Origin of the sequence: Draconibacterium halophilum, assembly GCF_010448835.1 — a bacterium.
In the GTDB taxonomy this organism is placed as follows: domain Bacteria; phylum Bacteroidota; class Bacteroidia; order Bacteroidales; family Prolixibacteraceae; genus Draconibacterium; species Draconibacterium halophilum.
The window spans coordinates 1,914,690-1,941,405 of the sequence record NZ_CP048409.1 but is presented as its reverse complement, the minus strand read 5'-3'; the positions used below and the strand labels follow the sequence as shown (position 1 = coordinate 1,941,405).

Here is a 26,716-nt window from a genome sequence, read left to right as displayed (position 1 = left end):
TCGTAAATCTTTATGAAAAAGAAGAGTAAATTGAATCAATGTAATTTCTGCAATGGGCTTTTAAAAACCCTGGCTGTTACATTGATGTTAATCATTGTTCACGGAACAGCAGCATTTGCCGGTTCCGGAACTGCATTACAGGAAAAATCAGTCACTGGTACAGTGTTTAGCACTAGCGGCGAGTCATTACCCGGTGTTTCGATTTTAGTAAAAGGAACAACTCGCGGAACTATTTCCGATGTTGACGGGAACTTTTCGCTTAATGATGTTCGCGCTGAAGATATCCTTGTTTTCTCTTTTATTGGTATGAAAGAGGTTGAGGTAACTGTTGGTGATCAAACCAGCATTGAGGTTACCATGGAAGATGCCGTAATTGGTGTTGACGAGGTTGTGGTAGTAGGTTATGGTACGCAAAAGAAATCGGATGTTACCGGATCAGTAAGTTCCGTATCGGAAGAACGACTGGCAAAAATTCCTGTTTCAAACGTTATGCAGGCCGTTCAGGGAGCGGTTTCCGGCGTTAATATTAGCCAGGCCTCTTCTATCCCGGGAGAGTCTCCTTCAATTGTTGTTCGCGGTGGTGGTTCACTTACCGCTTCTACAAGTCCGTATGTTGTAGTTGACGGTATTCCTATTTCAAAAATGGACGGATCGATCAACGACATCAACCCTAACGACATCAAATCAATCGAGATTTTGAAAGATGCATCGGCTACCGCAATTTATGGTATGAACGGAGCAAACGGTGTAATTTTAATAACTACAAAACGTGGTAAATCATCAGCACCAAAAATCCGTTATTCAGGCTATTACGGAGTAGAGGAATTTGCTCATATTCCGGAAATGGTTTCTCCTGAAGAATTGCTTAACCGCTATGCTGAAGGAAACAGAATCAATGGTTCTCCATTGTATGACGCACCTGTAAAGTATGAATATGAGGTTGAGAACTATGCAAACAACCACATTATCGACTGGATTGACGCAGTTTCACAAACCGGTGTTCAGCAAAATCATAATGTTAGCATTTCTGGTGGAACCGAGAATATGAACTATTACATTTCTGGTGACATATTAGATCAACAAGGTGTTGTTAAAGGTTACAACTACAAACGTTATTCTCTACGTACAAACATTGATGCTCAGGTTACTGATTACTTAAAAATCGGTACCAACTCATCAATCGTTCATCACAACAGAGACGGTGGCCGTGCCAACCTGTTAAATGCTGAGGCGATGAGTCCATACGGAAGAATGTTTGAAGAAGATGGATCGTATACCATTTATCCAATGTTCGGCGAAACGCTTTGGGCAAACCCATTGCTTCCAACAACAACCAATCCTGAAAGACGTCAGTATAACGTGAATTTAAACGGATATGCATTTGTAACATTTGGCGACATGTGGAAACCATTAACCGGGTTAACCTATCGTTTAAATGCAGGTTTCTCGTATATCCCACGCCGAACCAGCAGCTATACCGGAGCATCGGTAAACGACCAGCTGGGAACAGCAGAAATTTACCACGCAGAAACACAAGCGTATACAATTGAGAATATTTTACGTTACGACCGCGATATCGACAAACATCATTTTGATGTTACTGCTGTATATGCTGCCCAGGAAAGAAACTATAACAATAACTGGGCACAAGCGCGCGATTTTGTGAACGACGAACTGGATTGGAACAGAATGCAGGCGGGTGCAAGCTCAAGTGTTAGTTCTTATGCCGACAGGTACGCTTCAATATCGCAAATGGGACGTTTAAATTACGTCTACGACAGCCGTTACTTATTCACATTTACAGTACGTCGTGATGGTTCTTCTGTATTTTCTGACGACTTAAAATATGGTACTTTCCCATCTGTTGCGTTGGGATGGAATATGCGCCACGAAAACTTTATGGCGAATGCTGAAAACATTACCAACCTGAAACTGCGTTTATCGTATGGTAAGTCGGGTAACGAAGCTGTGGGTGTTTACAGAACATTTACAACAATGGCCGACCGCCAAATTGCATTAGGCGGAATAACCAATATTGCAATGGTTACCGACCGTCTAGGAAACAGCGACTTAAGCTGGGAAACAAAAGAAAGTTTTAACGCAGGTTTGGATTTTGGATTCTTTGATAACCGGATAAACGGTTCGGTGGATGTATATACAGCAACAAACTCTGATTTGCTGTTGGCACGAAAACTTCCTATCGCATCTGGATTCTCTTCAGTAACATCAAATATTGGTAAAACTTCAACAAAGGGACTTGAACTTACATTGAATACGGTAAATATTTCTACTACTGATTTTAAGTGGAACAGCTCAATTGTATTCTCTACAAACAAAACTGAGATTGTTGAATTATATGGCGATGGACAGGACGACCTGGGAAGTGGCTGGTTTATTGGCGAACCTATCGGAGTAATCCGCGATTATACCAAAGTGGGAATTTGGCAGGAAGATGAAATTGCCAATGGCGATCATTTAGATTGGGATCCGGTAGCAAAACCAGGTGATGTAAAATTAGCCGACATAAGTGGTCCTGACGGTGTGCCTGACGGAGTGATTAATGACGATGACCGTTCGATTCTGGGACAAAGAGCACCTAAGTGGACCGGTGGTTTAACCAATACATTTAGCTATAAAAACTTCACCTTTAATGTATTTATTCAAACCACACAAGGTGCAATGCGCGGAAATGCTCACCTGAGTATGGCTTCCGACGAAATTGAACGTCGTAACAGTTTTGCCGAAATTGGATACTGGACTCCTGAAAACCAAAGCAACGAATGGCGTTCGCTAAATAAAAATTCAAATCCTCACGGATATGGATTCCCGGTTAAAAATAACTTTACAAGAATTAAAGACATTACACTCAATTACGACTTCCCATCGCAGCTAACCAACAAAATTGGTGTTGATGCATTGAGCATGTATTTGAGTGGTCGTAACCTTTACACCTTCACCGACTGGATTGGCTGGGACCCTGAAGAAAGAAGTATTGGCCGAGGTTCGAACAACTGGGATATCAACTACCCAAGTGTGAGGACAATCGTATTTGGTATTAATCTTACATTATAATAGCGTATAACAATTATGAAAACGAATAAAATATATTTAATATTACTGATAGCTATTACAATGATAGCTGTCTCATGTAGCGAAGACTTTTTGGATGAAAAACCAATGTCGTCGTATGCTCCTGAAACTTTAACTGACGAAGCCGGTGTTGAAGCAGCGTTGAAAGGATTACACTACAACTTTGGAACAATATGGACCTGGGCAGGCCGACAAGGCTGGAACTGCGTGTGGCAGGTAGGAACCGATGTTTGTTCTCCCGGAGGAATTGAAGGCGTTGAAATTCCATTCTTTAAATATGAAGATTTAAACTCGGAAAATGGCGCTGTTTACTACATGTGGGAAAGATGTTTTCTGGTAATTAACAATGCCAATACTGCACTTGCAGCAATTGGCGAGGATGGCGATCCTGCAAAAATTGCAGAAGCCAGATTTTTCCGTGGTTACTGTTATAATATTCTTGCCACACTTTATGGCGATGTTCCTTTACTTGTTGAAGCAACATCATCAGCACGCACCGACCTCGAGCGTACTCCGGTGGCACAGGTAAACACTCAAATCATTGAAGATTTAAAATATGCCGCTGATAACTTACCCGACATTAACGGTACAATAACGGAAAGCCGCGCTAATAAACATATGGCTATGCAGTGTTTAGGAGAAGTATACTTACGTGTTGACCAACCAGACCTGGCAGAAACTGTTTTAACCAAAATTATCAACAGTGGTTTATTTAGCTTGGTTGAAGAACGTTATGGTATTGCTTTAGATGTGGATGGCGACTATTTCAGCGATATGTTTAAATTCGGAAACCAGCGTCGTTCGCAGGGAAATTCAGAAGCTATCTGGACATTCGAACTGGAATATACAAAAAATGTGGCCGGTGGTTTTACCGGAGCTCCTCAGCAGCGTCGTAACTGGGTGCCTGCTTACCACAATGTGCCTGGAATGACACCATATTATGATGATGTTGATGACAGTTTTGTACATCCTTACGGAGGTCGTGGTAATGGTCGTATGCGCCCAAGCAACTGGGTGAAGTACGAGTTATACAATGATGGCGACATCCGTAATTCGGAAAACAACATTACCCGAACCTTCTATTACAATTCAGTTGGCTATAGTGCTACCTGGGGTGTAGATGCCAACGGTTACAGAGTTGACAAAGATTCACCCAATGCGGTTAAGGTAGTTGAAGTTCATGAAGGCGATACTGCCTTAATTGCAGCAAGCGACACCATCGAGGTAGCATATCCATACACCCGCAAATGGGACTCATTCGATCCGGATGATCAGTGGGGTTGGACAAATATCAAAGATTTCCCGATGATGCGTTTTGGTGAAACTTACCTGCTTCGTGCTGAAGCTCGTTTTAAACAAAACAACACAAGCGGAGCAGCTGAAGATATTAATGTTTTACGCGATCGTGCTTTTAAAGCTGCCCGTGCAGAAAGTGGAAACAGCGACCTTGGAAAAGTATCTTCATCAGATATCGACCTTGATTTTATTCTGGACGAACGTGCCCGCGAATTGTTTGCTGAGGAAAACCGCCGCATGACATTGATGAGAACCGGAACCTTAGTGGAGCGGACAGCACTGAATACAGAAAGTACCATTAAAGGTACCATTAGTGGAGTAAGTAGCAACAACCTGTTGTTCCCTATTCCATTAAGCGAAATTCAACGTAACAAAGATGTTCAGTGGGATCAAAATCCTGGATATAATTAGTAGTTCTGATCTGAAAATAAAAGGACATATTGACAATTCGATAGTTCTTATAGTTTAGTTAGATTTGATTAAGTATCTACAATCTACAGAAATGCCCTTCGGGGCATTTCTTTTATTATTTTCGTCTGTTGCATTTTATTAAATCCTTTCGAGCCATGTTAAAAACCACTTCTGTTTTTATTCTAATCATTTTTTTTACCAGTTGTAAAACACCACAGAATCATAATCAATCACTAAGTTCGGCAATCGATCAATCGCTTGAGCTTGCCACTAAACAAAGCCTCAGAATGGCCGAATCACTGAAAGATCAACCGGATAAACTTCCCCAAACAATTGGCAAAGATGGGAAGCTGGTTACTTGCAATTCTGACTGGTGGGTTAGCGGATTTTTCCCAGGCGTTTTATGGTATTTGTATGAAAACAATCCTGAAGACAGCTTGAAACTTTGGGCAGAAAATTACACCTTGCGTGTTGAAGATCAGCAATTCACTACCGACAATCACGATGTTGGATTTATGATATTTTGTAGTTTTGGAAACGGCTATCGAATTACGGGTAATCCAAAATATAAAGAAGTGATTCACAATGCATCAAAATCGCTGATCACCCGGTTTAACCCAACCGTTGGTTGTATCCGATCGTGGGATTATGCACCATGGAGTGCCAAGTGGCAATACCCGGTAATTATCGACAATATGATGAATCTGGAATTGCTTGAATGGAGCGCCCAAACCTTTAACGATACTACATTCAGCCATGTAGCACGTACACACGCTAACACCACCATGGAAAATCATTTTCGTGATGATTACAGCAGTTACCATGTTATTTCGTACGATACCATAACCGGAGCAGTTGAAAAGAAAAATACCGCACAGGGATATTCTGACGATTCAGCGTGGGCACGCGGACAAGCATGGGGATTGTATGGTTACACCATGATGTACCGTGAAACGGGTAAGGAAAGCTATTTGGAACAAGCAAATCATATTGCGGACTTTATTATCAATCATCCAAATCTTCCTGAGGACAAAATTCCTTACTGGGACTTCGATGCACCGGATATTCCAAATACATTGCGCGACGCCTCGGCAGGTGCAATTATGTGTTCTGCCCTGTTGGAACTAAGTCAGTATGTAGCAGACTACAAAGCTAAATCGTATCTGAATGTAGCAAAAATACAAATCCGAACTTTAAGTTCCGACGAGTATCTGGCAAACCCCGGTGAGAATGCCAATTTTATTCTGAAACACAGCGTCGGGCACATGCCTAATCGCACCGAGATTGATGTTCCACTCACTTACGCTGATTATTATTTTGTTGAAGCTTTAATGCGAGCAAAAGAGTTAACAAAACAGGGGGAATTGTAGTAATTGGAATTTATTCCGACTGAGCTTTAACACATCATAAAAACAAACAGCAGCAAGAGAACCTTGCTGCTGTTTTTACGTTTATTTTCAAGTTTATATCTAACACCCGATTGATGTCAACACACCAAGCTTCGATTAAATTCTAAAGTTTCTCGCCATTTTCCAATAAATAGGCTTCTGCTTCCACATTCCATAATCCCATGTATTTTTTGCACAGCTTGTCCAGCTCTACATACACCGGATTTTCTTTTCCTTTCTCTTCAAAATCATCAATTGCCGTAAGCGGAAAATCAAAATGTGGGTAAATTAATTTTTTACCACCTGGAATATTCGGCAGACTCAAAGTTGCTTCAGGCACTGTATTTAAACCACCAATGTGGGTTACCAGTCCTGCCGGATCTAATCCTGCAGTCATAATTTCCAATGCTTCTTTCATATCGTCGGTGTTACCACCCGATGTTCCAACAATGTGCGTATAAGCATAATGAACATTGTAAAAGTTCATTTTTGCCGAGAATTCCGTGTTTGATGGCCCGGCAAAAAAGTTCAAACAACCATCGAAACCAAGAATTGCATCGCCTTGCTCAACTACAGGAGCAACCGGAGCAAAAACAAAGACATCATCGTATCCCGTGCCTCCGGTTAATTCTTTTAATCCAGCAACCGGATCGGCCATTTCTGCGGTATTGATGTATTTTAATTCAATGCCACGCTCTTTGGCAAATTCAACAGTGTAAAGCTCAGCAGCCCTGTCCAGTCTTGTCTGGTCGATATCGGTAACCACCATCAATGATGGTTTTCTGTCTTCGCGGCGCAAAACGTAATTAATGGCAGCCAATCCCATTGGACCAACACCGGCAAGAATTGCCATTTTCCCACCATCTACAATTTCCATCTTGTGCACATAACTTCCGGCAGTGGTGTGGTAATTAGCGTGCATAGCACCAATAACACAGCTCAACGGCTCGGCCAGCGACGCAGGGTAATAACCCGGTCCTTCATAGGCCAGCAAACAATCCTGTACCAACACATCTTTCGGAATGATCACATAAGTGGCATCACCGCCAATGTATTTGTATGAATAACCAGGAGCACTTAACACACCAACCGGACCATCTTCGTAATAAATTGCCGGCTGAATTGAAAATTTCTGACCTGACTTAAATTTATCTTGCCAGTTTGCTCCTACTTCAACAATTTCTCCGGCAAATTCATGCCCAATCATAATCGGATTCTCGGCAATATCATCCGGAATACGTTTGTGGTCGCTTGCCTGGTTGGCTGCTTTGTAACTCGACATACAAAGGCTGTCGGTTATTACTTTTGCCAAAATCTCATCTTCGTTAATTTGTGGTAATTCAAATTCTTCTACCCGAAGGTCTTTTTTACCGTATAATCGAACTGCTTTTGTCTTCATTTTCTTTTATTTTATCAGATTGAAAAGAGATTGATTTAGATTGATAAAAGATTGAAGCTTCCAACTCGAAACTCGTAGCTAGTGACTCGAAGCTTTCTTAATCATTCATCCTTAATCCTTCCCAACCTTTTGCCTTTATACTTTTAACTTTTGCTCCCGACGCTTCGGTCGGGATTTGGCTGTGGCCGATTTTCAATTCGACCAGCACAGCTGTTCTCAACGTTCTACTTTTGCCTTAAGTTTCTAATGCAACATCGATTGTCCACCCGAAATTGGCAGCGCCTGTCCCGTTTCATTCTCCTGGTCGATCAGGTATAAAATTCCTTTCACCACGTCTTTTGGCGAACATCCTTTTCCAAGTGGCACCTGGTCTAAATAAAATTGCTTCACATCGTCGATTGTCTTTGCTCCCGGCACTTTTCCGGCATTTAGGTACTGAATAAACAATCCATTTTCAGGATCGCTCCACAGCGGACCTTCGTAGAAGTTACCCGGGCAAACCGAATTGACTTTTATTTTATCCGGTGCCAGTTCCAATGCAAACGACTGAGTAAGACCTATTCCACCAAATTTACCACCGGCATATGCGAAATTCTTTTTACTTCCTTTTAAACCCGATTTTGAATTGATTTGAATAATATCAGAATAGTAATCCGGCTTATAAGCATTTTGAAGTTTCAATATTTTAGAGGCTACTTTTGTGCAATAGAAATAGGCGTTGTAGTTTATTTTGGTAACAAACTCAAAATTCTCCGGTGTCATTTCATCCAGACCACCCGCACGTAATACGCCGGCATTACTTACAAATACATCCAGTCCACCAAAAGTAGCAACGGTTTCTTTCATCAAATTGGCCAGGCTTTCCATATCGGCCACATTGGTTTTTACAAAAATCGCCCTGTTATTACCTTTCATCGCAGCCAGTTCTGCTGCCGTTTTTTGTCCAACTTCTTCGTTAATATCGGCCACAACAATATTGGCGCCTTCTTCGGTTAAATGGAGGGCAATACCTTCACCAAATCCCATGGCAGCGCCGGTTACAATAATGGTTTTATTTTGAACACGGCCAACAGATGTTCCGGCAGCAATTTTGCGGCGGTAATTCTCAACCTCCCAGGTATCGATAAATGCAATTTGTTCCGGAGTCATAAAATGCTGACCACCGAACGATTCAGAATAAGCACTGATTTTCATTGCATCTTCATACACATCCAGAATCGTGTCGCACTGTACGGCATGATCGCCAACAGCCAACAAGCCAATTCCTTTCAGTAGGATTACTTTTGGAGCAAATCCGTTTGTTGAAATAAAAGCTTCGATCTTTTCTTTGGCCTCTTTCAACAGGTCTTCAACGTTTTCAGTATTTTCAATAAATATATATTTCGATTTGCAATACACGATCAGGTCAGGAGTAAATGGCTTTGTCACTTTTTCATAAGCCTGTGCATCTTTTGTGAATTGAGCAATTACCGCATTGTTCCGAAGTCTCAGCGTTTTAATTTCCACTTCTGAAACCATCATACGGATGGCCGGAACAAATTCAGCAACATCTTCGCGAATTGGAAGGGCTTCTTCCGACAATTCCTCTTTTAACGCACCGTTCAGTTTTGCAAATACATCACTGTAAATCGTTTCAATTTCATCGATAGAATCGGCTGCCACAAAAATTCCGTGGTTTTGCAAAAAGATTATCTGCGCAGTTTTACCATTTTTCGCTTTAAATTTGTCCAGTTGTTTTTCAACCCCTTTAAACAGCACATAACCCGGATCGATATATGGAATATAAACCACCTGGTCGCCAAACAACTCATCGAGGTATTTTTCCACCTGGTTGCCACACATCAAACCATTTACTTTTGTTGGATGCAGGTGCACCACATAAGCAAAATCGATAACATCATGCATTGATATTTCAACCGATGGCCTGCGATCTTTTGTGATGGTTGCTTCCATCAAATCGTCTTTAATCTGGCGCTCGCGTTCAAATGAATCGGCACTGTATGTTTTTTCTGAGATGAGTCCCAATTTTTTACGGTCGAGCTTTGCAAAACCATCTTCGGTAATCGTAGCAAGTGCAAAACCACTGGCTTTCACCCAAATATTTTCGTCGTTTTTATAGGAGGTGTTTCCGCCTCCGGCAATAACCATCTCTGGATTTTGGCCATAGAATTGCGATATCTTAATCAGATTTTTTAATCCTTCCATAATATTCTGGATCGTTATTTTTTTTGTGACAGAAACCCCCCACAGGCTTCCGTTCTCTTTTTTTATGCGATCATTTCTTTAACAACCGCATTACCTAAGGTGATCAGGTCTGCTATCGACCGTTCGGTACGATTACCATTTGTAGTTACAAATCCTTCTTCACCATTGGTTTTTAAATATTGATGAGCTGCAATTACGCAAGCACCATCGTATGATACTTTTTTCAGGTCATCGGGTAAAATATCCTCACCATCAACCTTCACTTCAAGAGGGAAAACTCCCGGCGTGTTGTGCTCTGATCCAAGCGAGATCACATATCCCAAACGGGTAAAATATTTTATAAACTCGCGCAATTTTTGCACTGAATTTCGTGACGGGATCAGTTCGATCATATGCACATTCATTGCTTTAAATTGTTCGTCCATAACCTTCCAATCCCTCTCGAAACCGGTGATCAGATTCCCTTTTCTGTCGTCGAGTAATACCGGATAACATGGAATACCACCGGCGTCCAAAATATACTCACTTATGCGTTCCACAGGTGGAAATGAAGCAGGCGATTCAGGAATAAAAGCAGAACCTCCGGCTTTTAGAAGTTTACCGCGGATTTCGTTTTCGATAGCAGCAATATCTTCAGGATTTGATTTTGGTTCTACATCAAAAAGTTCGGTGTAGAACATCATTTTTCCCGACTTTTGAGGATAGTTCTCTTCTACCAAAATACGAATGGCTTTGGCGATATGGCGCTCGCGCACCAGCTCCTTAGCATATTTTTTCTTTACCTCCTCGTACGTAAGGCTCATATCAGGATAGATAGACTGCAACAGGTAATTCACCTTTTCAATCATCTTCGCGACTTGTTTCTGGCTTTCAGCTATCAGATCATCCAAAAACTTTTTGCTTTCTTCTGAAACCCGATACGGATAATTCAACCCTTTCCCGCTAAAATAAATGCGGCCCGGATTATTTGGGTCGTTTATGGTAACATTGCGTCGTTGAAGCTCCTGAATCAACCCAATAAACTCAACGTTAAACAATGGAAATACGCCGTTTTTTACAGCGTAATTATAAAATTCGTTATATCCGTCGGAAACAAAAAAATCGTTAATCCCCAACACTTCAACCTCTTCGTCGTTTGCCAGCTCAAAAATCTGTGCAATATTATCGAAAGAGCTGAAAGAGTATGGAGTATGGATGTGACCATTAACATGAGGCACGCTAATATCGCCTCCTATTCGCATTAATGTTTCAATATCCGGGTATTCTTTTAAAAAATTCATATCTATTATTACAGTTATTGGTTAAAAAGCAGGTGTGAATATAAAAAATCCTTTCCTACCTAAACTTATTCACACCATGCTTTATAACTAACTAAAATTATATACCTAACTTATTTCTACGAATCTGCTCCGCATTTGTGAAATTATTTTTTGCTACATGTCCTTTCAACGGAACGATCTTTTCGTGAATGGCATCGAGGAACCAGTCAACCTGCGGGAAGAAATACTCTTCCAATTCGTAAGCAGGAGTAATCCAGTTACGCGAACCAACAACTACCGGTGGTGCATCCAACTCATCAAATGCCAGCTCGGTAATATTCCGTGCCATATCATTCAGGAACGAACCTCTTGAGTTGGCATCGCCTGAGATGATTATTCTACCGGTCTTTTTAACCGACTCAATCACTTTTTCGTAATTGAACGGAACAATGGAACGGGCATCAATAACCTCTGCTTCCATGCCGTATTCTTCTTTCAGTTTGTCCGCAGCTTCCAATGCGCGGTAAAGCGTTGCTCCAATTGTAAGAATTGTAATGTCTTTTCCTTCGCGTTTTACATCCGGCTCGCCAAACGGAATTTCGTAATATTCTTCCGGTACGCCACCTTCGTGAAACTGCTCGCCAATGTCGTAAATACGCTGGCTTTCAAAGAAAATCACAGGGTCAGTTCCCTGCAAAGCAGTGTTCATCAAACCTTTTGCATCGTAGGGCGTTACCGGGAAAACAACTTTCAATCCGGGAATATGAGCTACCAGTGACGTCCAGTCTTGCGAGTGCTGTGCACCATATTTTGATCCTACAGAAACGCGAACCACAACAGGCATTTTAATTACGTTACCCGACATCGCTTGCCACTTTGGCATTTGGTTGAAAACCTCATCGCCACAACGTCCGAGGAAATCGCAGTACATAATTTCAGGAATTACACGACCACCACACATGGCATAACCAATGGCTGTTCCAATGATCGACGCCTCAGAAATTGGCGAATTAAACAAACGGTTGTACGGTAAAGCCTCTGTGAGTCCACGATAAGTAGCGAAAGCGCCACCCCAGTCCCGGTTTTCTTCGCCATAAGCCACCAATGTCGGATCTTTGTAGAAACGATCAACAACAGCTTCGAAGATACCGTCGCGTAACTGATACTGTTTAATTTTTGAGAATGGTTTTCCGTTGGCATCAAAAGCAAAACGCTCTTTTTTGGTAAGTTGTTTAACCCGTGGGTTTTCTTCCATCGGATGATTCACCTCTACCTCGCGGTCTTCCATTTTATCAACGCTCTCTTCAGAGAACATCATGTCGCCAATTAATTCCGGATATTTTTCCATATCCATGTTTGGCGACACTTTTTCGTCGATGGCCAGTTTCATGGCATATTTCATCAACTCAACAATATCAGCTTTTATATTTTCAAGTTCTGTTTCTTTCGTTACTCCGTTATCAACCAGCTCTTTTCCATAAGAAACAATACAATCCTGCTTTTCCCAGGCTTCAACTTCTTCTTTACTTCTATACGACGAAGCATCAGAAGGTGAGTGACCACTGTAACGGTAAGTTAAAACATCAAGCAGAACAGGCCCCTTTTTATCTTTTAGCAGCTCCATTTTACGCTTGTACGCATCAATTACTGCCAGCGGATTGTATCCATCAACACGTTCGGCGTGCATGCTGTCGCGATTTACACCCGCACCAATACGAGCGGCAATATCATACCCCATGGTTTCTCCACAGGTTTGTCCACCCATTCCGTACTGGTTATTCATAATATTGAAAATGATTGGCAGACCACCTTTGTAGGCTCCTTCCCACAATTGCTCAAACTGGTCCATCGATGCAAAAGTCAGACCTTCCCAAACCGGGCCGCAAGCCATTGATGCATCGCCAATATTGGCCACTACAATACCATCTTTCTGATTTACTTTTTTGAACAAAGCAGCTCCCACAGCTATATCGCCCGAACCACCAACAATTGCATTATTAGGATATACACCAAACGGTGTAAAGAAAGCGTGCATCGAGCCTCCCAGACCTTTATTAAAACCTGTTTCACGGGCAAAAATCTCGGCCAGTGTTCCGTAAATCAGGAAACGGCGTGCCAATGATTTTACGTTGCCTTCATGACCTTCTTTTACGATGTTCAGAATTGTACCGTCGAAGAAGTTGGTCATTACATCCATCAATTGGTCGTCGCTCATTTTATGAATAGCCGACATACCTTTGGCCAAAATCTCGCCGTGAGAACGGTGCGAACCAAAAATAAAATCCTCAACTCCCAGGTGGTAAGCCATACCAACAGCTGCCGATTCCTGTCCGATTGACAAGTGAGCAGGACCGGGATGGTTGTATTCGATTCCTTCGTATTCGCCCTTGGTTTTGATCAGGTTTAACATGGTTTCGAACTCCCGAATCAAAGCCATATCATGGAAAATATCCATAAACTGGTCGTTCGAAAAATTTGCTTTTTCCTCTTCAATACTTTTGTTGTATTGATTTACAGGTATTTCTTTGAATTGAATTGAACCCGGCTTTCTTACTTCAACCGGATCAATAAATTGCGACTTAGGCATACTATTTTGTTTTGAAGCCCCCACTAACTCCCCCTCGGGGGAGGACATGGTTGCTATTGGTTATTATTTAAATTTATAATTCATTTCTGCCTTCTTAGCAGCCCTCTGTTTTCCCCCTCGGGGGAAATGTCCGCAGGACAAAGGGGGCTTTAATGCCCAAAACTAAAAACAGTTTCTTTAAATATCTCCGAAACTGTTGGATGCGGGAATACCACTTCTTCCATTTCTTTCAGTGTCATTTCGGCTTCGATGGCCATGCAGGCACCGTAGATCATTTCACTCGATGGATTTCCGATCATGTGAACACCGAGCACCTCGCCGTATTTTGCACCAACCAATACTTTACACGATCCGCTGCCACCTTCATTTTCGACAACAAATCTTCCGGCGTAAGCCATTGGTAGTTCGGCAATTTTATAATCGATACCTTTTGCTTTAGCTGTCTCTTCGGTCAAGCCAACACCCGAAATTTCAGGATTAGTATAAACTACAGCAGGAATAGCATTGTAGCGCATTTTATCCGGACGACCGGAAAGGTTGTTGACCACCACTTCGCCTTCGCGACTGGCAGTATGTGCCAACAATGAGAAACCTGTTACATCGCCGGCAGCGTAAACATTCGGAATATTGGTGCGCATTTTTTCATCGACTTTAATTCCGCCTTTAAATAACTCAACACCCAGATTTTCCAATCCAAATCCCTGAGTTACCGGCTTACGACCAACGCTCATTAATATTTTATCGCCTTCAATTTCGGTTACTTTTCCGTCTTTTTCGAAGGTTACTTTTGTTCCGTCAACCTTTGTAACTTTTGACGACAAGTTGAACTCAATGCCTTTTTTGGCGTACATCTGACGCAATAGGGCACTTTGTCCTTTGTCCATTCCGGTCAGGATTTCATCCAGCATTTCAATAATGGTAACTTTCGTACCCAGACTGTTAAAAATACTGGCGAATTCCATTCCGATTACACCACCGCCAATGATCACCAACGATTTTGGCTGTTCTTTCAGTTGCAAAATCTCACGATTGGTTAAAACTTCTTCATTCCCCTGAACACCAGGAATTGGAGGAACAAAAGCTTCGGAGCCGGTACAGATCATCACGTTGGCTGCATTATATTCTTTGCCTCCTGCTTCAATCTCAATACCTTCAGCGCCTCTCTTTTTTATCACTGCAGCGTCGTTGACCACATCCACATTAAACTGCTTCATTTTCATGCCAACGCCGCCTACCAGCTTCTTCACCACTTTATTCTTGCGGGCCATCATTTTTTTGAAGCTAAACGACAGATCATTCGCTTCCACACCATATTTACTTCCGCTTTTTGCGCTATCGTATATTTTAGCACCGTACAGCAAAGTTTTTGTAGGAATACAACCTTCGTTTAAACAAACACCGCCAAGTTCCTTCTTTTCAAAAAGAACCACTTTCAGTCCTTTTGCTCCGGCTCTTTCGGCGGCAACATACCCACCCGGTCCGGCACCTATAATTGCTAAATCGTACTTCATAAGCCCCCTCCATCTCCCCCAAAGGGGAGGGTTTAATTTTTTTAAAATCTATTTTTCAAACACCTATTTTTAACATCGTAAACTCTCTAACAAACACATATCAACGTCTCTTCTCCTCCCCTTCGGGGAGGTAAGGAGGGGCTAATATTCAATCGTTAAGTTTTCAATTTCAATAGCTACCTGCTTCACAAAACGTGTTGCCATTCCGCCATCAAGTGCCTGGTGATCGTAAGTCAAACTCAAGCCCATATAAGGCACAAAACCGTATACTCCGTCGCCCAGATCTTTTGGTCGAGGCACAATGGTATTTACTCCCAGAATTGCTACCTGCGGCAAGTTGATTACCGGTGTAAACATTTCAACACCGTAATTTCCAAGGTTCGAAACGGTAAACGATGCAGCCTCAGAAGAAAGTAACTCCGGATCTACGCTTCCTGTACGACAAGAATCCGCAACATCTTTAAGCTGGTTACACAATCCGGTTATTGACAGGTCATCGGCATTTTTAATTACCGGAACCATCAAACCACGGTCGGTATCAACAGCCAGCCCTAAATGTACTTTATTGAAATATTTTACGCTGTCGCCAAGGAAATGTGCATTTACATCAGGAAATTGTTTCAGCGCTTTAATAACCGCGAAACAAACCATATCGTTTAATGTAATATTCGGAGCACCTTCTTTAGCTTTTATTTCTTTTCGTAAGGCAAGCATTCTTCTTGCATCTGCACCTAAATGGTGCGTTAATTGTGCCGAATTCTGCAAGGACTGATACATTGCTTTGGCAATCAACTTGCGAATATGTGGCATTTTCTTGATTTCGAAATCATCGGCATAAACAGGATTTGCTCCAAGATCTGAAGCTTTAACTGTTCCGGCCAATCCACTTCCTTCGCTAGCTGGTTCCAGTCCTTCAGCTTTAGCAACTTCTTTTGCCAGTGGCGACATTTTAGGTTGCGATGCAGCAAACGCTTTCACATCACGCTCAATAACGCGTCCTTCGGGACCTGAACCTTTAATCGATTCGTAAGGTACTGCCTTCTTTTCCGCAAGCCTTTTAGCCCGCGGAGAAATCTTCACTTTCTCACCCTCAGTATTTTCTTTTAATACTACCTGAACCTCTTCCTCTTTTTCCTCAGAAACTTCTTCAACCTCCTCTTTTACTTCAGCACCATCTTCCGGTGCTGTTCCGGCAGAAAACTCATCGATGTTTTCGCCCGGCTTTCCAATTACGCCAATAGTTTGCAAAACAGGCACCTCATCTCCTTCTTCGCAAAACACAGCCAGCAAAACGCCATCTTCTTCAGCTTCCTGTTCAAAGGATGCTTTATCAGTTTCATAAGCAAAGAGCGCATCGCCCTTTTTAACTTCTTCGCCTACCTCTTTCGTCCATTCGGTAAAGATGCAGGATTCAACGGATTGCCCCTGGCGAGGCATTATAATTGGTGTAGCCATAATTTTTTAATATTTTGGACAAACATAACCTACGCTACTTGTATTTACAAGTTAATTCATCGTTTTTACCTAAAACCCTAATCTACAATCTTTTTGACATATTTACAAGTAACTTGTAAACACATTTGTTTAATTTTGTCTTTACATCTAATAAGAAAATCGCTTATATTTGTCACTCGACAAAAAATCAAAAAATGCGTCTGAACAAAAATTTACCGCAATACAAAGTTGTTTACGAAATTATTCGCAAACACATATCAGATGGAGTTTACCAAAAAGGAGACATTCTACCATCGGAAAACGAACTATGTGCGGTACATCAGACCACACGACCAACCATTCGGAAAGCACTTGATCGTCTTGTTCACGAAGGATACATCAAAAAAAAACAAGGCAAAGGAAGTATCGTGATGGGCGTTCCACAAGGGGTTGGAATTTTGTCGTTATCGGGTACCACCAGTGCAGTTGGACAAGAAAACCTGATCACAAAAATTATTGTAAAACCGGAGATAAGACAGTGGGATACCACAAATCTCGCCTATCCACTCTTGAATAATGAAGAAGAATTTGGCTGTATTTATTTCGAGCGATTGCGGATCATGAACAAACAGCCTGTTTTCTATGACATTACCATGATGCCCAACATCAACCTGCGTCGTTTTATCAGTCGAAACCTGGAGAACAAATCGCTCTTCAACATCCTGCGCACTATTTACGACATTGAAGTTACCGGTGGCGAACAACGCCTGATGGCCATTTTGGCCGATGATAAAATTCAGGAGTACCTGAATGTAAAAGAGGGCCACCCTATTCTTCATATCAACCGAAAAATGGAAACCAGTCGCGAAGGTTTTTTTATTTACAGCCAGGTTTACTGCAACAGCGAGAAGTACGCTATTTTTGGGACGTTTTAATTCTACATCTAAATTAAATCCGCTACAGTATTAGAACACACAATGCATATTTACCGGCGAATTACACCTGAATCCCGAGATCAAGGTTTGCAACATCGGCATCCGATAAAGTATCGGCAATAACCATTGCAGCACCAAGTGCACTTGAATTATCAATCTCTGATATCAGAACCGTTTTAGCCGGAAAGCTCTTTTTCAGTAACTCAATAAAAGTTGGGTTTCGGGCAAAACCTCCTGAAACGTACAAAATTTCAGTATTATCATTTTCAGGAACAACCAGCTTGATGCTTGTTACACAAAGTGCGGTCAGATCGATCATCAATTTGGTGTATGATTCCTCGTAATTTGTAAAAACACTCAGGTCAACTGCCTTCAACCCTTCCTGAAAACTTTCCTTGCCATTGGAAAAATATACGGAAGTGTCTTCATACTTATTTGAAAGCGCGCTTATTAATTCCGGATTATTTTTAACGGCTTTAAATGAATCTCCGGGAACATCAAAATGTTTGGCCAGTTTTTCAGCCCAAACCTCGTGAAAATACCCCATAAATAAACGAGACGATTTTACCTGATCCTTGGTTGGTGTCAAGAAACACAAACAGTCTTGTTCCAACTCATCAGCGGTTAATGGCTCTTCGTAATATGGATTCATGTTTATACACCACGTCCCGGTTGATACCAAAATAAATTTTGCCGGACTGGCTTTTAAATAAGGCACCAGCGAAGCCGAACTATCGTGAATACCTATTCCAACTTTCACCTTTTTTCCAGCCACGTCGACCGGAAAAACCACAGCATTGTTGACAGGTTCCGGTAAAGCAATTTCATTATCCGATATCCACTGATGATATTGCATTTGATCGAAATCCCACATAAAGGTATGGCACCCGATCGATGTCGGCTCCGAAACAATCTCGTTTGATAAAGTGTACGATAAATATTGCGGAAAATGTAACACAGATTTTACCTTCTTAGACACTTCTGGTTTCTCTTGTTTTAACCACAATATTTGAATTCCGGAATTCAACAATAATCCCAACGCCGGGCTGGCCGTTTTTCGGCAAAACTCATTTTTACCACCATACTGATTAAAAAGATCCGCTGCAATAGTTTCAGGAATCTCCTTTAAATAGTTGTAAACCGGTGTCTGTCGCTGTCCTTTTTCATCAAGAAACATTAACGATGCACCGTAAGTTGAAAAATTTACACCTTTCAAATCGTATTCGTTACCGGCTGCAATTTCTTCCAGGCTTTTGCTTATCCACGAAGTGATCAGATCGATGTCGTCGCACTCAAATCCGTCATCGTCGGATATTACCGGAAACTTCTCTTCGTGCTGTTTTACAACCTTAAAATTGCTGTCGAACAACAATACTTTTTTGTTGGTTTTTCCAATATCGAAAACAGCTATTACCTCGATCATTTTTTGATGATAAAAATCCTCCCCTATTCTATCAAAAAGAGACAGAAGAGGATTGAAATTAGAAACTTAACTTATCTTTTTAAAAGCACGTCTTTTTCGTACTGCTGAATTTTGCCAATATAATCCATACCGGTTGGCACACCCTCCTGCAAACAGTAATAATCCCAAACAGCACTAAACGGCATCGTTTTCAATTCTTCCAACATGGCCAAACGCTCGAAGTTTTTACCAGCTTCTTCAATGGCTACCAAAGCTTTTGTAGGCTCAAGAGCAGCAATAAGGAAAGCTTTTTGAGCAGCGCGCGTACCAGTTACATACGCACCAATACGGTTGATAGATGCATCAAAAAAGTCTAAACCAATATTTACACGGTCAAGAAAATTGTTACGCATAATTTCTGAAGCGATCAACTGAACATCTTCGTTTAATGTAACAACGTGATCAGAATCCCAGCGAACCGGACGGGTAACATGCAACAATATCTCATCAACAAACTGAAGTACCGCAGAAATTTTGTCGCCTACCTGCTCGGTTGGATGGAAGTGCCCGTTATCTAAACAAATCAACTTATCGTTTTTAATGGCATATCCCAGGTAAAAATCGTGCGAACCAACCGTCATCGATTCCACACCAATACCAAATAATTTACTCTCAACTGCGTCTTTCATGTGCTCTTTTGGGTACTCGGTTGCCATCGCTTCGTCAAGCGATTTCTTCAAATTTGCACGGTATCCATTACGATCAATCGGTGTATCTTTTGTTCCATCGGGAATCCAGGTATTGTGCACACAAGGTGTACCCAGCTGCTTCCCTGCTTCGGCAGAAATAGCGCGACAACGTTTTACGTGCTCCACCCAAAACTTTCGGTTTTCTTCGTTCTTACTCGACAAGGTAAAACCATCGGCTGCACGGTCGTGTGAAAAACAAGTGGCGTTAAAATCCATACCAATTCCCTGTGCTTTACACCAATCTATCCAGCTTTGAAAATGTTTTACTTCAATCTCGTCGCGATCCACTTTTTCGCTCTGAAAATCGCCGTAAATTGCGTGTAGGTTTAAACGTTGTTTACCGGGGAGCAAAGTCAGTACTTTTTCAAGGTCGGTGCGCATTTGCTCAATAGTCGTTGCTTTTCCGGGATAATTTCCGGTTGCCTGAATTCCACCTGAAAGTTCGCCATCAGCTGTTTCAAATCCGCCAACATCATCCGTTTGCCAGCAGTGCAACGAAATATTTACATCTTTCATTTTTGCAATGGCTTCTTCGGTGTCAACACCAATTGCCGCATATTGCTCTTTGGCTATTTCGTAAGCCTTTTTTATTAATTCACTCATCATAATTGTTTTATTTGTTTCTAACTATTCCATGTAAAAAACTTCTTCCAGCGGAACAGACACTGGCGAATTATCGGGGTTCGACTTCATGATATCTTTCATGTAAGCCCACCACTTTTGTACGATCTCTTTTTGCCCCAAATCCTGCGAGCCTCCGTCACCATTTACTTTCTGAAAGGCAAACAAGGTATTGGTTTCCTCATCCAAAAAAATGGAATATTCGCAAACGCCCGCCTCTTTTAACAGCTGCTTTAGTTCCGGCCATATTTCATAATGACGTTTTATATATTCCTCTTTCTGCCCTTCGTTGAGGTACATTTTAAAAGCTAAACGTTTCATTATCCTAAAGCATTTAATTCAGGATATAGCCATTTGGCCGCTCCTATTACGATTACCGATAAAAGAATGGTTCCGATTCCAAAAAGAATCATATTAAAAGCTCTTCTGGAAACACTTCGCCACTCTTTTCTGTAAAATCCCCACAAGTTGGCCGTAAGTATAATGGTAGCCATGTGAAGTGTCCACGAACTGGCACCGTTGCCAATTTTGGTTTCGCCCATTCCATAAAAGAAGAACTGAAGAAACCATGTAGTTCCGGCGAGTGCACAAAAAAGATAGTTTCTCAGTAACGGCGTTTTCCTGTCAATAAAGTCGCCGCCTGTTTTATTTTTAAAGATCAGTGCAACCGACCAGATCAGGTTAGTTGTTAGACCACCCCACAGAATCACAAAAAATATAATGTTGTTTTCGAAGAGGTATTTAAATCCGCCTACCGATTCACTCACGAAAGAATAGTTTTGCTCCACAGCCATCGACCGGGCTACTTCGGCCATTTCTTTTCCGGTATCGATTCCGAAACTAAAGAATGCACTTAAAACACCTGATACAACTGCAATTATTAGGCCTTTGGCAAGTTTAAATTCTTTATTAACACCCTCTTTGTTCCCGGCCAGATCCTTATCCTTTATAATACCTGCACGTCCGCTAAGAATAATACCGACCACCAGGATAACTATACCTAACAACACTATTCTACCACCGGTAGTACTAAAAAGGTCAGAAAATGAAAGTCCATCGGGAAGCAACTCTGCCATTCCGGGAATATTACGTAATATCGGTAAACCCAGCGACCCGACCACAGACGTAATTCCTAATAAAACAGAATTACCCAAGGACATGCCCAAATAACGAATTGCAAGGCCATAAGTAAGTCCTCCTACCCCCCAAAGCAAACCCATAATAAAAGTATTTCTGATAACAGGTCCCTGAGCTGATTGAAGAATTCCCTGCCAATCTGGGATAGTTAAAACAACGGCTAAATAAGGCATAATTAGCCAGGAGAAAATACCACCGACAATCCAGTAGATTTCCCAACGCCATTTATTCACCCAGTTATAAGGCATGTACCAGCTTCCTGATGCCATTCCGCCAAGCGAATGAAAAATAATTCCAAGTAGAGCTTGCATATTGATTAATTTTATGGTTTAATTAAATTGATACATTTTAGTTCGATTTGATGATCCAAAAATATTTGCATTTTTTAGTGAAAACAATACAGAAATTGGCAAATTATTTATATTTTTTGGCACAACTATGAGCAAGGACTATTTTAAATATCTTACAACTGCAGAGGACGATATAAATTGGGGTTTATATTTAAGTGTTGCAGGAACGGCACGCATAAAGCCGGAAACTTTGTATCCGCCGCAAAAACATCCTTCAAAATATTATTTTGACTGGAAAACTGGAAGGATTTTGGACGAATACCAGCTCAACTATATTACCGAAGGAAGCGGTATTTTTGAGAATGAGCACGAAAAATTTCAGGTAAAACCGGGGAGTTTAATCTTAATCTTCCCCAACCAGTGGCACCGTTACCGTCCGCTAAAAAAAACCGGGTGGATAGAAAACTATGTTGGATTTAAAGGCCAGATTGCCGATGAGCTTTTAAAAAACCCGGCATTCTCGCGCAGACAGCCTGTTATACAATGCGGAATTAAAGAAGAAATTATTGATACCTATTTGAAAATTAATGATCTGGTGGAGAAAGAGCGCCCCGGATTTCAGCAAATAGCATCCGGAATGGTTGTAAAACTGTTGGGGTATATCGTATCATTCGAAAAACGAAAAGGATTCTCAGGGAAACATATTGCCAAAGTAATTGAGGAGGTGCGTTTTGAAATGCGCCAAAATGCTGCACAGGAATTCGACCTGGAAGAGTTGGCGCGCCAGCATAATGTTGGGTACTCCTATTTCCGGAAAATGTTTAAAAAATACACGGGTGTTTCTCCGGGACAGTATCATTTGCAGCTACGAATCATCAGGGCAAAGGAGTTGTTAATTTCTACCGACAAAAGTATTAAAGAGATCAGTCTGGAGCTTGGTTTTCAAACCATTCACTATTTCAGTTTGATCTTTAAAAAGAAAGTAGGAATGAACCCTTCCGAATTTCGCAAACGTCTGAATTGATCAACTAAAAGGTTCTATAAATTGAATATAGGTATTCGTGTTACATTCTTTTAAATGGCGTAAAAAGTCATTGGCGTTAATCGCCAATAAAGCTAGGTTTGCACAGAATACGCAGATTCAAAAAAAAATCGGTTAATTTGCACTTTATAAAATATTTAAAAATTGGCAACTAATCATCATATAAAGGTTTCGGAAGTTCTCGATCATATTTCTCTCGATTGTGTAATATTTGGTTTTCACGACAACGAACTAAAGGTTTTAATGCTACGTTTAAAACACACAAAAGCCTACGGTTTACCCGGAGGATTTTTAAAATACGACGAGACACTGGAACAAGCAGCAGAGCGAACGTTAAAAGAACGAACCGGACTGGATAACATTTTTCTGAAGCAATTTAAAGTATTCAGCAATCCGGACAGGAATAAACCCCAAAAGCCCAATCCTGAATTTTTAGAAAATGAACCGCCAGAGGTTGTCGAATTCTTTAAAAAACGATTCATTTCAATTGGATTTTATGCATTGGTTGAGTTTTCGAAAGTAAATCCACAACCCGATGCACTTTCAGAGGCCTGCGAATGGATCAGCCCGTTTGCCGATATTGAGATGTATCTCGACCACAAAAACATTATCGATAAAGCGCTAACAACGTTGCGCATACAACTTAACCAGCAACCTATTGGATTAAAACTGCTGCCCCGCAAATTTACCATGCCGCAATTGCAAAAGTTGTACGAAACGATTTTAGGACGCGAACTCGACCGTAGAAATTTTCAACGCAAGATTTTATCGTATAAAATTCTGAACAAGCTGAATGAGCGGAAAACAGGCGGAGCACACAAAGCACCGTTCCTATACGAATTTAAACGCGAGAGCTACAAAAAAGCTCTTGAAGATGGACTGAGTGGCGATTGGTAAATAACACCGGCTCACTTCTAACCAAAGTGTTTCCGAATAAAAATACGACTAACCAACCACAGTAAAGTCAAAAGGAATACAAAACCGATGGCTGCATGTAAACCAATCGACAAACTTTGTGTAGCAACATGGATGGATTGAAATACCCAGTGCGTTGGAAATACGCCAAACAAATGCACAAATTTATCCGGCACAAAAAAAGCGGCTACCGGAATCAATACCAGCATATTAAAAGCTTTTACATAAACCATTCCCTGCATACGGTTTTGCACTATTGAATTTACAGCTAATGCATAAACCGGAACCACCAGGGCCGCCAAAAACGAGATAAGCAATATGGAGACTACCGAAAGTTCGCAAATGGTTTGAACGAACAATAAAATCAGGTTCAAAGCTACGGTGAATAAATACGGTATCAAAAAACGGGAAACGATGTATTCCAGTTTGCTCAGCGGTACAATGCCATAGACTTTAGCCACTTCCGATTCTTTCTCGTCGATCAACACCATTGTATTTATAAAACAAAATAGTTGGGTATTTTCAATAACAGCAACCACCAAAAACAAAGAAAGATACGGAACAAGAAAAACATATTCTTCAAGAAGTGGCGGTACTGCCCAGATTATCAGTGCAAACAAAACAAGAGGCAATATTAAAAACGATTTTAACGACGGATCGCGAAAGATCAGCTTAAAATCAGTAAAAGCCAGTTTTAAAATCTTTTTCATTTCTCGTGTTTTATTGGTGAACGATTTTGCTTGAAAAGCGGCGAAATGCCATCCAGTAAAAAAGCGGAATAAAAACAACGATAGAAACAACGGCATAAACAAAATTAACTGTCGTGCCGCTAACCGCGTAATCTATCAGGTCGAGACTTCCCTGAATGGGGAGAATATATTTCACTACGCCCAACTCCAATACTCCGAGATATTGAATGAGCGGCAGGTTTACAAATACAAGGAATACGGGAATGGAAGTCATGGTAAACTTTAAGATCTCATCTGAAAAAGTAAGCATATACAATCCCAGCAAAGCTGAAAGAACAGAAATAGCAAGCGAGCCAATAGCAAACAGGACAATATTAAAATCGAATCCTTTTACTGAAAAAGCCAGTCCCAGGGAGCAAACCGCGCCAATCAGAGAAATGGAAATAACTTTTGAGATCAGCAAATGATGCAAGTTGAAGGGCGTTACAAATATTGCCTGCAAAATCTGATGTTTCAGCTCGATATAAATGGACAATGCAATAAAAAAGTAACCAATTACCGACGGATCATTCAAAACAAGTGCTACCACCAATTTATCCAAACCATTAATATCACGCAGGAAATACAGCACGAGCCCGTACATCAGCGTTACCGCAAAACTGACCGCGATAATGCTATTCTTTTGCAGCAAAACAAACTGCCATTTTAATTGCGAACCAAAGCTATTCATGATCGAGTGATTTTCCGGTTACACGTATAAAAACCTCTTCCAAAGTAGCTTCAAGCGTATGAATACGCTTTACCGCATCCTTTTTTATAAAGTCCAGAAATTCCGGATTAACACCCAGATTCTTCAGCGGAAATTCCTCTGATTTGCCACTTTTTAAATCAACTTTAACAGCTTCTTTCCCATAACTGCTTTTCAGGTTTCGTGGTGTATCGGTCAGCACCAGTTTCCCATCCACAATAAACGATACACGATCGCAGATACCATCTGCAGTTTCCATACTGTGCGTGGTTACAAAAATGGTTTTTCCACAGTTTTTCAAATCCAGAATATGCTGTTTTATTTTGTGTGCATTTACCGGATCAAGACCGGTGGTTGGCTCATCAAAAAACAAAATATCAGGATCGTGCTGAATGGCGCGAATAAAATTCAGGCGCATTTTCATGCCTTTCGAATAGGTTTCAACCGGTTTATCCATGGCGTCCTGCAGGTCAACCATTTCAAAAAGTTCCAACATCGTTTTTTTCGCGCTGTTTGGATAAAAAGCAGCAAACAACTCCAGGTTTTCCCTCCCCGTTAATTTCTGGTAATGATTGGGCAACTCAAATCCTACTCCAATACGTTCGAAATAAGAATTATTCCACTCCGAAAGATTTTTCCCATCAATATTCACTTGTCCTTTGTAGCCCTCCAGAATTTTATACAACACTTTTTGCGCGGTACTTTTCCCCGCTCCCGAAGGACCTAGAAAGCCAAATATCTCCCCTTTTTTAATGGAAAAATCAAGACCTTTTAATGTTGGCCCATCGTTTCCGGGGTATTGAAACACCAAATTTTCAACTTGTATCATTCGTTTAGTTTTTATCAAAAGCCGGTTTGGCCAGTTTAATATAGTCAGCAACAACCTCCATTAAATCGTTCTTTTTTCCGAAATAAACCGGCTGTTGCGTTTTTATACTTTCCTTCGGATTGATTACGCCGGTTACTTCCAACTGTTCCTGGATACTGATACCGATTTTATACAGAAAAAATCCTTGTGTTTTTACCGGAATATCAGAACGAAACAAGCCCTCTTGCACCTCATATTCCGCCATCTTCTCAAACCCTGTCACAACCTGCGACAGCAACTCGTTGTACAAATGTTTTATGGAAGGTGAATTGAGGTTTTGTGTAAGGTTATGCAAAAAATGACTTTGCAAGGGGTTTTCATCATCGAACTGAAATCCATATACATACAAATCAGAAAAATAAGTCCAGAAATCAGAGTAGTCCTCTCTTTTTAATGAAGCTGTGTACCGAGACTTTACCGCCACCGATTCACCTACCAAATACATAAACAAATCAAGTTTATCGTTGAAATACTGGTAAACACTACCTTTGGCAATTCCCAGTTGTTTCACCACCATAGATATGGAAGCTTCGTCGTAGGTTTTCACCGCGAACTCCCTTAAAAAAGCATCTGTAATTTGCTTTTTCTTTTCCTCTTTTAGCTTTATAAATGTCTCTTTTGGCATAACAATGACTACGTGGTCACAAATATAGAAATAAAAATGACTGCACGGTCATATCAATTAAAATAATTATCCTAATGGTAACCCAATTAATTTTTTCGTCCTGAAAGAACAACTG

The 26,716-nt window shown here is 41.1% G+C and carries 20 protein-coding genes; 6 read left to right on the top strand and 14 right to left on the bottom strand.

Annotated features, from left to right (window positions below; translation table 11 throughout):
- Positions 1–12: 12 nt before the first annotated feature.
- From G0Q07_RS07865 to G0Q07_RS07855, 3 genes are all read left to right on the top strand, one after another.
- Entirely contained in the window at positions 13–3,072 is a 3,060-nt protein-coding gene (locus G0Q07_RS07865; protein ID WP_163345568.1) for a SusC/RagA family TonB-linked outer membrane protein, read from the top strand.
- Positions 3,073–3,087: 15 nt separating this feature from the next.
- Entirely contained in the window at positions 3,088–4,797 is a 1,710-nt protein-coding gene (locus G0Q07_RS07860; RefSeq protein ID WP_163345567.1) for a RagB/SusD family nutrient uptake outer membrane protein, read from the top strand.
- 155 nt (positions 4,798–4,952) lie between these two features.
- Positions 4,953–6,167 carry a glycoside hydrolase family protein gene (locus G0Q07_RS07855; RefSeq protein ID WP_163345566.1) on the top strand — a complete coding sequence of 405 codons (1,215 nt, stop codon included), beginning with the start codon at positions 4,953–4,955 and terminating at the stop codon, positions 6,165–6,167.
- 142 nt (positions 6,168–6,309) lie between these two features.
- Here G0Q07_RS07855 and G0Q07_RS07850 read toward each other — a convergent pair whose 3' ends face one another.
- From G0Q07_RS07850 to G0Q07_RS07825, 6 genes are all read right to left on the bottom strand, one after another.
- The gene (locus tag G0Q07_RS07850) at positions 6,310–7,584 is read right to left on the bottom strand and encodes a zinc-binding dehydrogenase (RefSeq protein WP_163345565.1); all 1,275 of its coding nucleotides are present in this window, start codon (positions 7,582–7,584) and stop codon (positions 6,310–6,312) included.
- A gap of 243 nt (positions 7,585–7,827) precedes the next feature.
- Positions 7,828–9,789: an SDR family NAD(P)-dependent oxidoreductase gene (locus G0Q07_RS07845; RefSeq protein WP_163345564.1), complete on the bottom strand. Its 1,962-nt coding sequence runs from the start codon at positions 9,787–9,789 to the stop codon at positions 7,828–7,830.
- A gap of 62 nt (positions 9,790–9,851) precedes the next feature.
- On the bottom strand, positions 9,852–11,069 hold the full coding sequence (locus G0Q07_RS07840) for a PHP domain-containing protein (protein ID WP_163345563.1): 1,218 nt from the start codon (positions 11,067–11,069) through the stop codon (positions 9,852–9,854).
- 97 nt (positions 11,070–11,166) lie between these two features.
- Positions 11,167–13,635 (bottom strand): alpha-ketoacid dehydrogenase subunit alpha/beta, encoded by a 2,469-nt coding sequence (locus G0Q07_RS07835; RefSeq protein WP_163345562.1) that lies wholly within the window; start codon positions 13,633–13,635, stop codon positions 11,167–11,169.
- Positions 13,636–13,784: 149 nt separating this feature from the next.
- Positions 13,785–15,146, bottom strand: a complete 1,362-nt coding sequence (gene lpdA, locus G0Q07_RS07830) for a dihydrolipoyl dehydrogenase (RefSeq protein ID WP_163345561.1) — start codon at positions 15,144–15,146, stop codon at positions 13,785–13,787.
- 141 nt (positions 15,147–15,287) lie between these two features.
- The gene (locus tag G0Q07_RS07825) at positions 15,288–16,601 is read right to left on the bottom strand and encodes a dihydrolipoamide acetyltransferase family protein (protein WP_163345560.1); all 1,314 of its coding nucleotides are present in this window, start codon (positions 16,599–16,601) and stop codon (positions 15,288–15,290) included.
- Between the two features lie 194 nt (positions 16,602–16,795).
- Between G0Q07_RS07825 and G0Q07_RS07820 the strand changes: the two genes are divergently transcribed.
- Positions 16,796–17,515: a GntR family transcriptional regulator gene (locus G0Q07_RS07820; RefSeq protein ID WP_163345559.1), complete on the top strand. Its 720-nt coding sequence runs from the start codon at positions 16,796–16,798 to the stop codon at positions 17,513–17,515.
- 61 nt (positions 17,516–17,576) lie between these two features.
- On the opposite strand, the gene G0Q07_RS07815 is transcribed toward G0Q07_RS07820, so the two are convergent.
- The 4 genes from G0Q07_RS07815 to G0Q07_RS07800 form a co-directional block, all read right to left on the bottom strand.
- Positions 17,577–18,938: an FGGY-family carbohydrate kinase gene (locus G0Q07_RS07815; RefSeq protein ID WP_163345558.1), complete on the bottom strand. Its 1,362-nt coding sequence runs from the start codon at positions 18,936–18,938 to the stop codon at positions 17,577–17,579.
- Positions 18,939–19,009: 71 nt separating this feature from the next.
- Complete coding sequence (locus G0Q07_RS07810) at positions 19,010–20,269, bottom strand: L-rhamnose isomerase (protein ID WP_246223007.1); 1,260 nt, start codon at positions 20,267–20,269, stop codon at positions 19,010–19,012.
- 24 nt (positions 20,270–20,293) lie between these two features.
- Complete coding sequence (gene rhaM, locus G0Q07_RS07805) at positions 20,294–20,608, bottom strand: L-rhamnose mutarotase (RefSeq protein ID WP_163345556.1); 315 nt, start codon at positions 20,606–20,608, stop codon at positions 20,294–20,296.
- Positions 20,608–21,735 carry an L-rhamnose/proton symporter RhaT gene (locus G0Q07_RS07800; RefSeq protein ID WP_163345555.1) on the bottom strand — a complete coding sequence of 376 codons (1,128 nt, stop codon included), beginning with the start codon at positions 21,733–21,735 and terminating at the stop codon, positions 20,608–20,610. Before G0Q07_RS07800 ends, rhaM begins: the two co-directional genes overlap by 1 nt.
- Positions 21,736–21,862: 127 nt before the next feature.
- Here G0Q07_RS07800 and G0Q07_RS07795 point away from each other — a divergent pair, with 127 nt between their 5' ends.
- Together G0Q07_RS07795 and G0Q07_RS07790 are read left to right on the top strand one after the other, a co-directional pair.
- A complete protein-coding gene (locus G0Q07_RS07795; RefSeq protein WP_163345554.1) occupies positions 21,863–22,738 on the top strand; it encodes an AraC family transcriptional regulator in 876 nt (291 codons plus the stop codon).
- A gap of 162 nt (positions 22,739–22,900) precedes the next feature.
- Entirely contained in the window at positions 22,901–23,653 is a 753-nt protein-coding gene (locus G0Q07_RS07790) for an NUDIX hydrolase (RefSeq protein ID WP_246223006.1), read from the top strand.
- 17 nt (positions 23,654–23,670) lie between these two features.
- On the opposite strand, the gene G0Q07_RS07785 is transcribed toward G0Q07_RS07790, so the two are convergent.
- The 4 genes from G0Q07_RS07785 to G0Q07_RS07770 are packed head-to-tail and all read right to left on the bottom strand — an operon-like array spanning position 23,671 to position 26,601.
- On the bottom strand, positions 23,671–24,381 hold the full coding sequence (locus G0Q07_RS07785; protein ID WP_163345553.1) for a hypothetical protein: 711 nt from the start codon (positions 24,379–24,381) through the stop codon (positions 23,671–23,673).
- Between the two features lie 10 nt (positions 24,382–24,391).
- Positions 24,392–25,090 carry a fluoroquinolone export ABC transporter permease subunit gene (locus tag G0Q07_RS07780; RefSeq protein WP_163345552.1) on the bottom strand — a complete coding sequence of 233 codons (699 nt, stop codon included), beginning with the start codon at positions 25,088–25,090 and terminating at the stop codon, positions 24,392–24,394.
- Positions 25,083–25,937: an ABC transporter ATP-binding protein gene (locus G0Q07_RS07775; protein ID WP_163345551.1), complete on the bottom strand. Its 855-nt coding sequence runs from the start codon at positions 25,935–25,937 to the stop codon at positions 25,083–25,085. The genes G0Q07_RS07780 and G0Q07_RS07775 overlap by 8 nt, the downstream gene beginning before the upstream one ends.
- Positions 25,938–25,941: 4 nt before the next feature.
- On the bottom strand, positions 25,942–26,601 hold the full coding sequence (locus G0Q07_RS07770; protein ID WP_163345550.1) for a TetR/AcrR family transcriptional regulator: 660 nt from the start codon (positions 26,599–26,601) through the stop codon (positions 25,942–25,944).
- Positions 26,602–26,716: the final 115 nt, after the last annotated feature.

What these genes read in the sequence shown, in the direction of transcription:
- G0Q07_RS07865 (WP_163345568.1), top strand. Translation starts at nt 13, where the DNA reads ATGAAAAAGAAGAGTAAATTGAATCAATGTAATTTCTGCAATGGGCTT.
- G0Q07_RS07860 (WP_163345567.1), top strand. Translation starts at nt 3,088, where the DNA reads ATGAAAACGAATAAAATATATTTAATATTACTGATAGCTATTACAATG.
- G0Q07_RS07855 (WP_163345566.1), top strand. Translation starts at nt 4,953, where the DNA reads ATGTTAAAAACCACTTCTGTTTTTATTCTAATCATTTTTTTTACCAGT.
- G0Q07_RS07850 (WP_163345565.1), bottom strand. Translation starts at nt 7,584, where the DNA reads ATGAAGACAAAAGCAGTTCGATTATACGGTAAAAAAGACCTTCGGGTA.
- G0Q07_RS07845 (WP_163345564.1), bottom strand. Translation starts at nt 9,789, where the DNA reads ATGGAAGGATTAAAAAATCTGATTAAGATATCGCAATTCTATGGCCAA.
- G0Q07_RS07840 (WP_163345563.1), bottom strand. Translation starts at nt 11,069, where the DNA reads ATGAATTTTTTAAAAGAATACCCGGATATTGAAACATTAATGCGAATA.
- G0Q07_RS07835 (WP_163345562.1), bottom strand. Translation starts at nt 13,635, where the DNA reads ATGCCTAAGTCGCAATTTATTGATCCGGTTGAAGTAAGAAAGCCGGGT.
- lpdA (WP_163345561.1), bottom strand. Translation starts at nt 15,146, where the DNA reads ATGAAGTACGATTTAGCAATTATAGGTGCCGGACCGGGTGGGTATGTT.
- G0Q07_RS07825 (WP_163345560.1), bottom strand. Translation starts at nt 16,601, where the DNA reads ATGGCTACACCAATTATAATGCCTCGCCAGGGGCAATCCGTTGAATCC.
- G0Q07_RS07820 (WP_163345559.1), top strand. Translation starts at nt 16,796, where the DNA reads ATGCGTCTGAACAAAAATTTACCGCAATACAAAGTTGTTTACGAAATT.
- G0Q07_RS07815 (WP_163345558.1), bottom strand. Translation starts at nt 18,938, where the DNA reads ATGATCGAGGTAATAGCTGTTTTCGATATTGGAAAAACCAACAAAAAA.
- G0Q07_RS07810 (WP_246223007.1), bottom strand. Translation starts at nt 20,269, where the DNA reads ATGAGTGAATTAATAAAAAAGGCTTACGAAATAGCCAAAGAGCAATAT.
- rhaM (WP_163345556.1), bottom strand. Translation starts at nt 20,608, where the DNA reads ATGAAACGTTTAGCTTTTAAAATGTACCTCAACGAAGGGCAGAAAGAG.
- G0Q07_RS07800 (WP_163345555.1), bottom strand. Translation starts at nt 21,735, where the DNA reads ATGCAAGCTCTACTTGGAATTATTTTTCATTCGCTTGGCGGAATGGCA.
- G0Q07_RS07795 (WP_163345554.1), top strand. Translation starts at nt 21,863, where the DNA reads ATGAGCAAGGACTATTTTAAATATCTTACAACTGCAGAGGACGATATA.
- G0Q07_RS07785 (WP_163345553.1), bottom strand. Translation starts at nt 24,381, where the DNA reads ATGAAAAAGATTTTAAAACTGGCTTTTACTGATTTTAAGCTGATCTTT.
- G0Q07_RS07780 (WP_163345552.1), bottom strand. Translation starts at nt 25,090, where the DNA reads ATGAATAGCTTTGGTTCGCAATTAAAATGGCAGTTTGTTTTGCTGCAA.
- G0Q07_RS07775 (WP_163345551.1), bottom strand. Translation starts at nt 25,937, where the DNA reads ATGATACAAGTTGAAAATTTGGTGTTTCAATACCCCGGAAACGATGGG.
- G0Q07_RS07770 (WP_163345550.1), bottom strand. Translation starts at nt 26,601, where the DNA reads ATGCCAAAAGAGACATTTATAAAGCTAAAAGAGGAAAAGAAAAAGCAA.